This is a genomic window from Rhizobium sp. 01L419, assembly GCF_056400025.1.
In genome coordinates, this window is sequence record NZ_JBFTSM010000024.1 from 17,205 (window position 1) to 30,182 (window position 12,978).

At 59.9% G+C, this 12,978-nt stretch carries 9 protein-coding genes; 1 reads left to right on the forward strand and 8 read right to left on the reverse strand.

All coding sequences use genetic code 11. The annotated features are described in order from the left end of the window. Positions 1–97 precede the first annotated feature (97 nt). From AC1DUP_RS32650 to AC1DUP_RS32670, 5 genes are all read right to left on the reverse strand, one after another. The gene (locus tag AC1DUP_RS32650) at positions 98–1,021 is read right to left on the reverse strand and encodes an amino acid ABC transporter substrate-binding protein (RefSeq protein WP_113307620.1); all 924 of its coding nucleotides are present in this window, start codon (positions 1,019–1,021) and stop codon (positions 98–100) included. Positions 1,022–1,038: 17 nt separating this feature from the next. Then, positions 1,039–2,397 (reverse strand): putrescine-ornithine antiporter, encoded by a 1,359-nt coding sequence (potE, locus tag AC1DUP_RS32655; protein ID WP_113307619.1) that lies wholly within the window; start codon positions 2,395–2,397, stop codon positions 1,039–1,041. A gap of 20 nt (positions 2,398–2,417) precedes the next feature. Then, the gene (speC, locus tag AC1DUP_RS32660) at positions 2,418–4,781 is read right to left on the reverse strand and encodes an ornithine decarboxylase (RefSeq protein WP_113307618.1); all 2,364 of its coding nucleotides are present in this window, start codon (positions 4,779–4,781) and stop codon (positions 2,418–2,420) included. Continuing rightward, positions 4,778–7,039: an arginine/lysine/ornithine decarboxylase gene (locus AC1DUP_RS32665; protein WP_113307636.1), complete on the reverse strand. Its 2,262-nt coding sequence runs from the start codon at positions 7,037–7,039 to the stop codon at positions 4,778–4,780. The genes speC and AC1DUP_RS32665 overlap by 4 nt, the downstream gene beginning before the upstream one ends. 164 nt (positions 7,040–7,203) lie before the next feature. Further along, positions 7,204–8,130, reverse strand: a complete 927-nt coding sequence (locus tag AC1DUP_RS32670) for a cation efflux transmembrane domain-containing protein (protein WP_113307617.1) — start codon at positions 8,128–8,130, stop codon at positions 7,204–7,206. 182 nt (positions 8,131–8,312) lie between these two features. Between AC1DUP_RS32670 and AC1DUP_RS32675 the strand changes: the two genes are divergently transcribed. Further along, entirely contained in the window at positions 8,313–9,668 is a 1,356-nt protein-coding gene (locus tag AC1DUP_RS32675) for an amino acid permease (protein WP_113307616.1), read from the forward strand. A gap of 15 nt (positions 9,669–9,683) precedes the next feature. Here AC1DUP_RS32675 and arcC read toward each other — a convergent pair whose 3' ends face one another. The 3 genes from arcC to arcA are packed head-to-tail and all read right to left on the reverse strand — an operon-like array spanning position 9,684 to position 12,891. Then, positions 9,684–10,619 carry a carbamate kinase gene (arcC, locus tag AC1DUP_RS32680; protein WP_113307615.1) on the reverse strand — a complete coding sequence of 312 codons (936 nt, stop codon included), beginning with the start codon at positions 10,617–10,619 and terminating at the stop codon, positions 9,684–9,686. 1 nt (position 10,620) lies between these two features. Continuing rightward, a complete protein-coding gene (locus AC1DUP_RS32685; RefSeq protein ID WP_113307614.1) occupies positions 10,621–11,625 on the reverse strand; it encodes an ornithine carbamoyltransferase in 1,005 nt (334 codons plus the stop codon). Between the two features lie 36 nt (positions 11,626–11,661). Further along, entirely contained in the window at positions 11,662–12,891 is a 1,230-nt protein-coding gene (gene arcA, locus AC1DUP_RS32690; RefSeq protein ID WP_113307613.1) for an arginine deiminase, read from the reverse strand. Positions 12,892–12,978 lie beyond the last annotated feature (87 nt).

Sequence of the window (12,978 nt, forward strand, 5' to 3'; positions counted from 1 at the left end):
CGTCAGATCGGTATGCAGGCGGGGTGCGGGTCGGAAGGACCTGCTCCGGAGCACGCCGCTTTCTTCGACGGTCGATGATCGGCCGCAATGCGCAGTGCTATTCCGGCAGCGCCGTCTGCCGGAAGAATGTCACGGTCGGTTCGTCCGGCGGTCCGAACCAGGTGGTGAAGAATGTCCGGAAATCCTGCGCGGCATAGGCCTGGCTCAGCGCGCGATCGACAGCAAGACGGAAGTCCTCATCTCCGCGCGCCAGCTCAAGGCCGAGCGGCTCATAAGTGAAATGCCGCTGCAGGACAATGAGATTACCGGAATTGTCGCTGCGGGCGGCAGCATCCATAAGGATCGGCATGTCGCCGAAGAGGACTGCCGAACTGCCGTCCAGGACACGCTCGATCCCCTGCTGATAGTTGTTGACGGGCGTTGCGGTCGCTGCGAGCTGGAAAGTCTTGATCCTGTCGGAGAGCCAGCCCTCGCTCGTCGTACCGGCGATTGATGAGAATGTCTTGTGTTCCAGGATCGTTCGGGCCGGTGAACCACGCCAGACGGGGCGGTTTGATGGTTCGCCATATTGCAGCACTTCCCGCAGCGCCAGCGGAGCGCTGGCGCTGAGGAGCGCGCCGGTGCCGCTCGGGAAGATCGGAATAGAGAACGACACTTGTTGTCGGCGCGTCAGCGTTACCGGCTCTGCCCCGCAGACAAGATCCGCAGCGCCGGCCTGTATGGCCTGCGCTTTCTCGTCACCGGAAAGAGGGACCCATTCCACGTCGAGCTTCGGCAGATTCAGCTGCGCCCGCAGGCTATCGGCGATCTTGTTGCAGATTGCAACCGCGTAGCCGTTCGGCTTGCCCTGCTCGGCGAAGGAAAAGGGCCTCGCATCCGGATCGTAGCCAAGCTTCAGCGCACTGCTTGTCCTGACGCGGTCGAGTGTTTGAGCCACCGCGGGCGTGCTGAGAGCCGACGTTGCCGTCGCGGCGAGGACAGAGACGGCGATAACCGCCCAGTGATCATTTTTTCCTGACATGTCTGGTCCTCCCTCTGTTACTCAGCCGGAACCCGGTTCACGCCGCTGGCGAAACGCGGGGCGATCAGGCCGTAAATGATGAAACCAATACCTGTGACGATCATGCCGCCGAGCACCGCATCCTTGCCGGAGGCGTAGATGGCGAAGACGCTGTAGGCCATGCCGATAAGAGCGATCGTGGCATTCAGCCGGTATTTCGCTGGGGGCACGCGGGCTGCCTTCATCATGACGAACAGGGCAGACAGCGCGATGATATAAGGCAGTACGTTCGTGACCACCGCGAGATTGACCAGTGCAGAGAACTGTTCGCTCAGCGTCGGCGATATGGTCATCAAGGCAAGGCAGGTCTGTACGATGCCCAGAATGATCATGCCCCTGACAGGCGCACCCATCTCGTTCACCCCCGAAAATAGAGATGGGAACATCCGCTCGTCGGCAGCGGTTTTCGCCGTCTGGGCGATTGTAAACTGCCAGCCGAGTAGCGAGCCAAGGCAGGCCAGCACAGCGAGCGCCATGATTATCGAACCGATTGTCGGATTGAACATCGTGGCATAGGCGAGTGCGAACGGCCCAGTAGAGGTGGCGAGATCCGCGTTCGGCACGATGCCCTGAATAACCGTCGTCGACAGGATGTAGATGACGGCCGCTCCCAGCGTGCCGAACATGCAGGCGAGCGGCACGTCTCGCTTGGGGTTTTCAACCGCATCGGAGTTCTGTGCCGCGGACTCCATGCCGAGGAAAGCCCAGAGCGTGAGCGAGATGCTCGATCCCATGCCCTGCGCGAGCGATAGTCCTTTCGGGTTCCAGGCAGCTGCGAACGTGCTGGAGCTGAACCAGAGCCAGCCGATAATCGACAGCAGCCCGACGGGAAGGATGACGCCCCAGACGGTGATCGAGCCGATACGGCCAGTGATGCGCGGACCGCCGAAATTGGCGGCCGTGGTCAGCCACAGGAGCACGATCAGCGCCAGGCAGGTCATGATCGGTGTCGAGGTCAGCACCGGAAAGAAGCCGGCAAGATAGCCGACGGCCGAAATCCCGATCGCCACGTTGCCGACGGCGAGCGAGAGGAAATACAGGAAGAACACCATGAAGTAGCCGTCTTTCCCATAGGCATCTTCCGCGTAAGCGGACATGCCACCGGGGCGCTGATTGAACAGCCCCGCCTGGGCAAAGCCATAGGCGATTGCCATCGAGCCGACAGCGGTGACCAGCCAGGACAATAGCGAGATCGCGCCGACCTGGGCCATATTGGCAGGCAGCATGATGATGCCCGAGCCCATCATGTTGACGGCGACGATGAAGGTGAGTTGCACAAGGTTCATCTTCTTCTTGGCCGTGGTCTCGGCCGCGAGATGCATCGTGTTATCGGTCATGATGAAATCCTCCCTACCCCCTACTCGCGCACGACATATGTGTGGAATTTGATCCGCCCATCGATCCGCTCCTGGAACACGCCCTGGACCTCGTAATTGAAGCCGGGGAAGCGATTGAAGGATTCTTCGAAGGCGAGGAAATAGTCCCGCATCGGCCGCGCCCGGTCGTCCCAGCGTTCTCCCGGCACGATCACGCCGATACCGGGCGGGTAGATCAGCGCCAGCGTCGCCGAGATGCGTCCGGCAGCTTCCGCCAGCGGCGCGTAATCGACATTGTTGGCGACCAGCGCTTCATAGGCCTGCTTGGGTGCGATTGCCGGTTCCGGGAAACTCTCGGAGCGGAAGCAGAGGCGCTGCAATTCCTTGACGCCCGCCTCCCGATAGAAGGAATGCATCTCCCGGCAGACCTGGCGAACGGTGTAATCGGCATAACGCTCGCGATTGGCCGCGAAGACGGTCGGCAGCACCTCCTGCAGCGGCGCATCGCGGTCCCAGAGGTTCTTGAACTTGACGAGCTTGGCGACCAGCGTGTTCAGCTTGCTCTCGTCCTCGGCCGGGGTCAGCAGGAAGAGCAGGCTGTTCAGATCGCATTTCTCCGCCACGACCCGCTGCTCGCGCAGGTAGTTGGCAACGACCGTCGCCGGGATGCCAAATTCGCGATACTCGCCGGTTTTCCGGTCGATGCCGGGTGTCAGTATCGCAAGCTTGTTTGGATCGACCATGGTGTAGCCGGGCGCATAACCCGAATAGCCATGCCACTTCGCCTGCGGATCGAACCGCCAGCATTGCTGCTCACGCTTCAGCACATCGGTCGGAATATCTTCCCATCTGGTATCGGCGAGATCGCCGGTGTGCTTGGAGCCCGAAACCGACACCCTGTCTGGCACGAAGGGATCGAAGAACCATTGCTCTTCGTGGCTTGCCGCTTTGGTCTCGTAATGATCGACGAACCCGCGCAGCTTCTTGCGCACCTCGATCCCGAGTTCGATGCAGCGGTCCCACAGCATCTCTCCTGCCTTGCCTTCATGCACCTTGGCATTGACATCAAGCGAGGCAAACAGGGGATAAAAGGGTGATGTCGAAACATGCATCAGCAGCGATTCATTGAAGCGCTTGTGTTCGACGAACCGGCGCTGTCCGCTGATATGTTCGTCCCGTTTGTGGATCTGAGATGCCTGCGAGAAGCCGGCGCCCTGCTTATGGACCGATTGGGTGGAAAACAGACCCGGCATGTCCGCCGACAAGTCCTTCAGCCGCATCGGGCTATGGCCCTCGAAAAGCGGATGGAAGGCGTTGTAGCCGATCCAGGCTTCGTCCCAGAGCACGTAGTCGCAGAGATGGCCGATCTTCTCCATCACCTGCCGGACATTGTAGATCGTGCCGTCATAGGTCGCGAGCTGAATGCAGGCCAGACGGAAAGGCCGCTCGGCCTTGGCACGGCTCTTGTCGGTGACCAGCGGGTGTTCCTCTATCTTTTGCCGCAGCCAGGCTTCGTCCCAAGCCGCCCAATCGACGGCCCCGATCATTCCGAAGGGATTGCGGGCGGTCGGCAGATAGATCGGGATGGCGCCTGCCTGCACGAGGGCTCCTTGATGCAGGGATTTGTGATTGTTGCGATCGAAGAGCACAAGGTCGCCGTTGCGCAGCACCGCATTGGCAACCACCTTGTTGGAAGTGCTCGTTCCGTTGAGGATGAAATAGGTCCTATCAGCGCCGAAAATGCGTGCCGCCTGTTTCTGGGCTTCGACTGCGGGACCTTCATGGATCAGGAGATCGCCGAGATCGACATCGGCATTGCAGAGGTCGTTGCGGAAGATGCTCTCGCCGAAATATTTGAAGAAGAGCTGCCCGGCCGGCGATTTCCGATAGAACTGGCCGCCCTGATGCCCCGGGCAATCGAAGGCGATGTTTGCCTCGCCGTCATAGGCCATCATGCCGCCGAAGAAAGGTGGCAGCAGCGATTTGCCGTAGTTGACCGCGCTGGAAACGATCTGCTTGGCATAGAAGGTCGGCGTCTGCTGGCCGAGATAGACGAAACCATCCACCTCACCGGCCATCTCGACGACATCCATATCGGCGATCGTCAGCGTATCGGCCATCGCCCAGATCGGCGTTCGGAAGCCTATGTCTCTCACAGCGCGAAGGAAGCTGCGTGCCGCCGGCAACTGCCCGCCTTCGACCGAGCCGATATAGGCGCCGACGTCAGCATCTTCCGACACATCAGCGGAATAGTCGTCGCGTAGCTCCACCTCAAAACCCTGGGCGGTGATCTGCGCCACCAACTTCTGCGCCTGAGAATTGTCGCGGTCGATGACGGCCACGATCTTCAGCATCTTATGGAACGGTATGGCGACCGTCGGCGACTTCACATCACGCGGGATCATTCTTGTGCCTCCGCTACAATGCAATCAACCAGATAGCGGCGTCCGTTATCACCGGGTGTGAAGCGCAGGCCGTGAATATCGGTTTCGAAACCGGGGAACTTGCGATCGAAATCACGGGCGTAAAGAAGGTAATCCTGAATGGACTTCGTTGACTGTGTGATCCGCTCGCCCGGCATGATCAGCGGAATGCCGGGCGGATAGGGAACGATCATGACAGCGAGGGTGCGATCCATGAGATCGTCGATCTCGACGCTCTCGATTCGACCCTTGACCAGCCGGTCGTAGGCATCGGCAGGACGCATCGCCATTTCCGGCAGCACCGTATACATCGCGCGTTGCGCCTTCGGCACGTCGTCCTTGCGATAGATCGCGTGGATCTGTTCACAGAGATCTTTCAGCCCCATGCCGGCATAGGCTTCCGGATGCGCTGCTGCGAGCGCCGGCAGCGCCCGGGTCAGCGGCGCATTGGCGTCATAGAGATCCTTGAAATTGAGAAGTTCGGTGACAAGCGTGCTCCACTTGCCGCGGGTGATGCCCATCGAGAAAAGCACAAGGAAGGAATAGAGGCCGGTCTTTTCGATCTCGATGCGCCGGGAGGACAGGAACTTCGTGATGACGGCGGCCGGTATCCCGTGCTCATCCATGACACCGCTTGCAGACAGGCCCGGCGACAGGATGGTGACTTTGATCGGGTCAACCATGACGTGGTTTTCGGCAAGCCCTGTAAACCCATGCCAGGCATCGTCCGGTTTCAAGACCCAGTCGGCATGCGTATCGCTCGGCGTCTGCTCGGCAACCGTCGGCTCCCAGACGTCGAACCACCAGTTGCCTTCGGTCTGTTTCCTGACTGCGTTCATTGCCCGGCGGAAGCTGATCGCCTCGTCGATTGTCTCCTGCACCAGCGCGCGGCCGGCCGGCTGTTCCATCATCGCGGCAGCGACATCGCAGGAGGCGATGATGCCATATTGCGGCGAAGTCGACGTGTGCATCATGAAGGCTTCGTTGAAGCGGGTTACGTCGAGACGTTTGTTCTCGGCATGCTGGATATGGATCATCGATGCCTGAGAAAGGGCTGCCAGCAGCTTGTGCGTCGAGTGCGTCGCAAAGGTGATGGCGTTCTGCGATCGCGCAGGCTGGTTCGACGAGATCCCGTGGAAGCCATCATAGAATTCGTGAAAATTGGCATAGGCATACCAAGCCTCGTCGAAATGCAGCACTTCGACTGCATCGCCAAGTGACGCCTTGATGGCATCGACATTGTAGCAGAGACCGTCATAGGTCGAATTGGTGATGACCATCAGCCGGACCTTGCCGCTCGTTTGCCCGGCAAAGGGGCTTGCGGCGATCTTGCCGGCGATCGATTCCGGGGTGAACTGATCCTTAGAGATTGGGCCGATAATGCCGAGCCCGTTGCGCGACGGGGTCAGATAAATCGGTGTCGCCCCCGTCATGATGAGCGAGTGCAGGATTGACTTGTGGCAGTTACGATCGCAGAGAACGAGATCGCCACGCCCGACCATGCCGTGCCAGACGATCTTGTTGGCTGTCGACGTGCCGCCGACGACGAAGAGGGTCTCGTCTGTGCCGAAGATGCGCGCCGCATTGCGCTCGCCCTCCGCGATCGGCCCGACGTGATCGAGAAGTGAGCCGACGCTGCCGACCGATACGGAGATATCAGAGCGAAGCGTGTTTTCGCCAAAGAACGTATAGAAGAGCTGGCCGACCGGGCTTTTGCGGAAAGCAACACCGCCGCCGTGACCGGGCGTATGCCAGGAATAGGCGCCCTCCAGCGTGTAATCCATCAGCGCCTTGAACATCGGCGGCGGCAGCCGGTCGAGATAGTTGCGGGCGGCCTGCGCGATGGCGCGGGCCATGAATTCCGCGGAATCCTCAAACAGCCGGAAGAAGGCATTGGCGTGGCGTAGCACTGCCGCCGGAACATCTTCGGCGGTCGTATCATCACCGAAGAGAAAGATCGGCAGCCGGTCGTTTCTTTGTCGCTTTGCAGCCAGCACCTCTCCGAGCACTTGCCAGCGCGTGGCCTTGTCCTCGGTACCGTCGACAGAGACCAGCCAGCAGGATTCGGTATTGAAGACATGCACCAGACGACGGGCGTCTTCGTAGGAAACGCCCGAGACGATCCGGAAGCCTTCCTTCTCGATGGCTGCTGCTAGATCGCGCATGCCGCGTCCGGCGGCGCTTTTTCCGTCAAAATCTTCGTCAATAACAGCGATGGGAAATGCCGTCTGGAATTCCATGAGTTCCTCCAGAAACCTGATGTCAAAGGCTCCGGCCGCCATGCAGCCGTGTGCATCTCAGGTAGAAGGATCGTACATGAGGGGTGGTGCGGCGTCGTTGATTGCAATCAACGTGACGCAAAGCATTTAGGCAGTGGAGACGGCCCGGATGCTTCCAGCTGACGTTACTCCGCCCATTCTGTGTCGGTGGTGAAGGCAATCGTCAGCCAGCGATTGGCACTCTCGTCGCCGATCGCATTCCCTATCTCGTCGCGCAACGCATCCCACTCCTCCAAAGTCTTTGGGGGAAGTCCTTCGGGTACGATGAAGTAGAGCTCAATCTGCTTGGCGCGGCCGACCTGGGCAACATAGGCGCGGTGAGAGAGGAAGCCGAGGCGGTGGACAGTTTCCGATGCAATGCGATCGACATGGTTTTGCAGATCGACAGGGGCAATCAACAGGACTTCGCTCAGCGCCTTCCATACGGTGGTGATCGGAAGCGGGATCATGACGAGGCAGACGAGTGCTAGGACCGCGGGGTCCATATAGCTTGCGAACCATGCAACCGGCGTCGCCTGCACGGCCATGCCGATGAGAAAAGCGATGAGCAATGCAAGTGCGATTCCGCCCGACATGATCCAGGCCTTGATGTCGAGCGAGATGAAATCGGATTCGATGCGGCGGTTCAGCCTGATGCCCATAATAGCCATGACCATACAGACGAGCACCGTCGCGGCGGAATAGGCTACTGCCATGCCGAAACGGAGTTCGTGGCCGCCGTTCAAAATGCTGATGATCGCGCTGATCAGCGCATAGACGCCGACCGTCATCAGCAGGCAGCCATTGAGCATGAGTACGATCGGCTCCAGATGCCAGAAGCCCATCGTGAACCGGTTTCGAATTCTGCCGGATTGGGCATCGCTCTGCGTCGATTTCAGGATCAGGCTCGAAACCCACAGCGCAAGTCCGGTCATCGCCGCATCGGCCAGCGAATAGACACCATCGAAGGCAATGGAAAATGAGCCGGAAAGAATACCGAAAACCACGCCGAGGGTCGCGACCACCACGGTCGCTGCAATCGAGATTCTGAGAAACCCCTGCTCGCTTAACATCGTCACCCCACCTCCGGCACCCGTCATTCTAACGGCTTTACGACAATCCGGAAGGCTAGACGAGGCCTGGCGACTACGCATTGATCCGGATTGCGGCTGTCGGTTTTTGYAACGACAATCACGGCTCGAAGGCAGTCCGTAGAGCCATCGGCTCCCGGAAGCCGGCTCACGGGAGGGACCTTATGACAACCTCGTCGAATGGCAAAAGTCTCGGACTTGCCGCCTGCACCGCCATCGTGGTCGGAAACATGGTGGGATCCGGCTTCTATCTTTCACCAGCCGCAGTGGCCCCCTATGGCAACCTCGCAATCATCGTCTGGATCATCATGGGCGCCGGCGCAATCTGTCTCGGCCTCACCTTCGCGCGCCTGGCGAGCCTCGTGCCGGTCACCGGCGGGCCCTATGCCTATACGAGGCTGGCCTATGGAGATTTCGCCGGTTTTCTGATCGCCTGGGGCTACTGGATTTCCATCTGGACGTCGCTGCCCGTCATCGCCATTGCCTTTACCGGTGTGATGGTCGACCTCTTTCCGGCCCTCAGCAACCGCTTTACCGCGACCGTTCTGACGCTCGGTGTGATCTGGGCGATCGTGCTGGTCAATCTTCGTGGCGTTCACGCGGCCGGTCTCTTCGCGCAGGTCACGACCTATGCCAAGTTGCTTCCCTTCGGCGCCGTCGCAATTATCGGCCTTCTCTACATCGACACTTCGCATTTTTCCGAGTTCAACCCGAGTGGCCAGCCGCTGCTGCAGTCGATCGCAACGCTGGCACCGCTGACTATGTTCGCCTATCTGGGCTTGGAATCAGCGACCGTGCCCGCCGGCGACGTCGAGAACGCCGAGCGGACCATTCCCCGCTCCACCGTCCTTGGGATCTCAATCGCCGCCACCCTCTATGTACTCGGCACCATTGTCGTCATGGGGCTCATGCCGCGTGAGCAACTGGTTCACTCAATCGCGCCCTTCTCGCAAGCCGCCGGAATCATGTGGGGCCGCCCCGGAGAGCTGGCGATCTCGATCGCCGTACTGCTCTCCTCGATCGGTGCCCTGAACGGCTGGACCCTGTTGATGGGCCAGGTGCCGATGGCCGCTGCGCGCGACGGATTGTTTCCGCCGCTTTTCGCGCGGCTCTCCTCGCGCGGCGTACCTGCATGGGGGATGGTCGTTTCGGCATTGTTTGCAACGCTGCTGGTACTCGTCCAGGCTCTCGGCTCTGAAGGCTTTGCGGCGGTTTACCGGCTGATGGTCGGGCTGAGCACGATGGCGGCCGTTGTTCCCTATGCCTTCTGCGCGCTTGCCGGAAGCCTGGTTGCCGGCGCGACCCAGGGACGGATGCCACGGGTGAGTGCGATCGAGCTTATCGCCTTCGTCTTTGCGATCTTCACCCTGTATGGCTCCGGCGCCGAGCCGGTGCTTTATGGGCTCGTTTTGCTGATGCTCGGAATTCCCGTCTATGTCTGGCAAAGGCGAAACGCGGTCGAAGTCACAAACAAACAGACGGCAGCGGGTGCAGCAACGCACCCGGCCGTCTCAGGATGAGTTTACCTTGGAAGTTCAGTGCCAGCTCAGCCCATCAAAACTTTCGTTGATGATCGTACCGCGCTCGCCGCGTACCATTCCGGCAATATCGGCAAGGGAGCCGATGGCGGCCGTCTTGCCGTTTGCCCGCGCGAAGTGGCAGGCGGCTTCAACCTTCGGCCCCATCGAGCCGGCAGGAAAAGAAAACTGCCTGAAATCATCAGGACGAGCGCGGTGGATCGCCTTCTGGGACGGCTTGCCCCAGTCGATGCAGACGGCCTCGGCGTCCGTTGCCATGATCAAAAGATCTGCATAGAGCTCGCGCGCCAGAAGCTCCGAGCAAAGGTCCTTGTCGATGACGGCTTCGACGCCGATCAGTTTTCGGTCGGCACCCTTTTCGTACATGGTGGGAATACCGCCTCCACCTGCGCAGATGACGATCGTGCGCTCTTCCAAGAGCCAGCGGACTGGACGAATCTCAAAGATGCGCTTCGGTGCCGGCGAAGCGACGACGCGCCGCCATTTTTCGCCATCCTGCTTGAAGACCCAACCCTTTTCAGTGCGGATCCGGTCCGCCTCGGCCTGTTCGTAGACAGGACCGACGAACTTGGTCGGGTTTTGGAAACCAGGATCATCGGCATCGACTTCCACCATGGTCAGAAGTGTCGCCAGCGGCTGCTCGAAGGGCAGGAGATTGCCGAGTTCCTGCTCCAGCATATAGCCGATCATGCCTTCGGTTTCGGCGCCGAGAACATCGAGCGGATAGGCTTCCTCCGGCTTGTAAGCGGCTCCCTGGAGCGCGAGCAGCCCAACCTGCGGCCCATTGCCGTGCGTGATGACGATCTCATGTTCGGCCGCCAATGGCGCAATGGCCTGAGCAGCGACGCGCGCGTTCCGCCTTTGGGTATCGGCAGTCATGGGCTCCCCGCGCCGAAGAAGCGCATTGCCGCCAAGCGCAATGACCACACGCATGTCAATCTCCCAAAGTAGCGACGAGCAGGGCCTTGATCGTGTGCAGGCGATTTTCCGCTTGCTCGAAAGCGACATTGGCCTCGGATTCGAAGACGTCATCGGTGACTTCGAGGCCGTTTTCCATGCCGTAATCTTCGGCGATCTGTTTGCCGAGCACGGTTTCAGTGTCGTGGAACGCCGGCAGGCAATGCATAAATTTGGTCTGCGGATTGCCGGTCGCTTTCATCAGCTCCTGATTGACCTGATAGGGCGTGAGCAGCTTGATGCGTTCGCGCCAGACATCTTTTGGCTCGCCCATCGAAACCCAGACATCCGTGTGGATGAAATCAACATCCTTGACCGCTTCCTTCGGATCTTCGGTGACCAGCAGGCGCGCGCCCGAAGCCTGCTGCAGATCCCTGGCGATGTTCATATATTCATCCGACGGCCACAGTGATCGCGGTCCGCAGATGCGCACATCCATGCCCAGCAGGCAGCCGACGATCAGCAGCGAGTGCCCCATATTCGAGCGCGTGTCGCCGACATAGGCATATTTGATCTGGGCGATCGGCTTATCGCTATGCTCACGCATGGTCATGACGTCGGCAATCATCTGCGTCGGATGATATTCGTCCGTCAGGCCGTTATAAACGGGCACTCCGGCGTAACGGGCCAGCGTCTCCACGCCTTTTTGCGCGGAGCCGCGATACTCGATTGCATCATACATGCGACCGAGCACCCGCGCCGTATCCTTGAACGATTCCTTGTGTCCGATCTGCGAGCCGGAAGGATCGAGATAGGTCACGTTGGCGCCCTGGTCCGAGCAGGCAACTTCGAAGGCGCATCTCGTTCTCGTCGAGGTTTTCTCGAAGATCAGGCAGATTTCCTTGCCTTTCAGGTGCTCCTGCTCGGTACGGGCGTATTTGGCCCGCTTCAGGTCGCGCGCGAGATCGAGAAGGTAGCGGAATTCCCGTGGCGTATAATCCTGCACGGTCAGAAGCGAGCGATTGCGCAGATTGAAGCTCATGGTCTTGCTCCGTCGGTCTGGTTCGTGAGTGAAACGTCAGTAAGCCGGGTCGCGCCAGATGGGGCATGTCATGCAATGCCCGCCGCCACGGCCTCGGCCAAGTTCGGAACCGCGAATGGTGATCACCTCGACGCCTGCCTTGCGCAGCAGCGTATTGGTATAGGTGTTGCGGTCGTAAGCGACGACGACGCCTGGTTCGAGTGCGACGACATTGTTGCCGTCGTCCCATTGCTCGCGTTCGGCCTGATATAAATTGCCGCCGGTCTCGACGGTGCGCAGCGGCGGCAGGTCGAGCGCCTCGCTGACGACATCGAGCATCGGCTGATTTTCGGGATGGATCTCGAATGTTCCGTCGTCATCCACCGGATACATGCTGTAGCAGCGGATCTGGTCGACGACTTCGGCAAACAGAGTGACAAGGTCACGATCGCAAAAGCTGAAAACCGTATCGAGATGCATGGCTGCACGGCTCTTCGGCATCAGGCAGCCGATCACCCGCTTTGCGGCCTTGTTCTTAAACAGGGCCTGCGCCACCTGGCCAACGGCCTGATAGGTGGTGCGCTCGCCCATGCCGATCAGAACGGTGCTGTTGCCGATCGGCATGACGTCGCCGCCCTCCATCGAGGCATTGGCGAACTGAGTATCGGAATCGCCCCACCAGATCTTGAAGTCACCACCGTGAAAGATCGGATGAAACTTGTAGATGGCGCGCTGGATCAATGTCTCTGCGCGTCTTGCCGGCCAGAACATCGGATTGCAGGTCACGCCGCCATAAATCCAGCAGGATGGATCGCGCTGGAATAGGGTGTTGGGGATCGGCGGGATGACGAAATCTGTTTCCGGCAGCGCGCTCAGCATCAGCGACTTAGCCTTGACATCGGGCAGGTCGGAGATCGCGATGCCGCCGATCATAAAGGCGGCAAGCTGGTTTGCCGGCATTTCGTCAAGCCATGGACGCATGGCCTCGGCGATTTGCGAGCCGAGCACGTTCGGCGTGATACGCCGATCCAAAATGAAATCGCGCGCCTGCTTGTTGGCGAGCGTCTGGCCGAGCAGATCGTGGAGCTCAAGAACCTCGACCCCTCTTTCCTGCATCTTGAGGACAAAATCATAGTGATCCTTCTGTGCCTCATGCACCCACAGGACGTCGTCGAAAAGCAGATCATGGCAGTTTGCAGGCGTCAGGCGCTGATGAGCCAGGGATGGTCGGCAGACCATGACGGTTCTCAGCTTTCCCACTTCCGAATGAACACCGAAACCACGCATGCGCTCCTCCTTCCAGCCATCGGGGTAGCGGCCGCGCCGCCGCTCTAAACACATTCAGCCTGGTTGGCAGCCTATTTGGGCGGACCC

Bases quoted from the DNA above. Each gene is read 5' to 3' on its own strand.
- arcA (WP_113307613.1), bottom strand. From the start codon at position 12,891: ATGCGTGGTTTCGGTGTTCATTCGGAAGTGGGAAAGCTGAGAACCGTC.
- potE (WP_113307619.1), bottom strand. From the start codon at position 2,397: ATGACCGATAACACGATGCATCTCGCGGCCGAGACCACGGCCAAGAAG.
- AC1DUP_RS32650 (WP_113307620.1), bottom strand. From the start codon at position 1,021: ATGTCAGGAAAAAATGATCACTGGGCGGTTATCGCCGTCTCTGTCCTC.
- arcC (WP_113307615.1), bottom strand. From the start codon at position 10,619: ATGCGTGTGGTCATTGCGCTTGGCGGCAATGCGCTTCTTCGGCGCGGG.
- speC (WP_113307618.1), bottom strand. From the start codon at position 4,781: ATGATCCCGCGTGATGTGAAGTCGCCGACGGTCGCCATACCGTTCCAT.
- AC1DUP_RS32665 (WP_113307636.1), bottom strand. From the start codon at position 7,039: ATGGAATTCCAGACGGCATTTCCCATCGCTGTTATTGACGAAGATTTT.
- AC1DUP_RS32685 (WP_113307614.1), bottom strand. From the start codon at position 11,625: ATGAGCTTCAATCTGCGCAATCGCTCGCTTCTGACCGTGCAGGATTAT.
- AC1DUP_RS32670 (WP_113307617.1), bottom strand. From the start codon at position 8,130: ATGTTAAGCGAGCAGGGGTTTCTCAGAATCTCGATTGCAGCGACCGTG.
- AC1DUP_RS32675 (WP_113307616.1), top strand. From the start codon at position 8,313: ATGACAACCTCGTCGAATGGCAAAAGTCTCGGACTTGCCGCCTGCACC.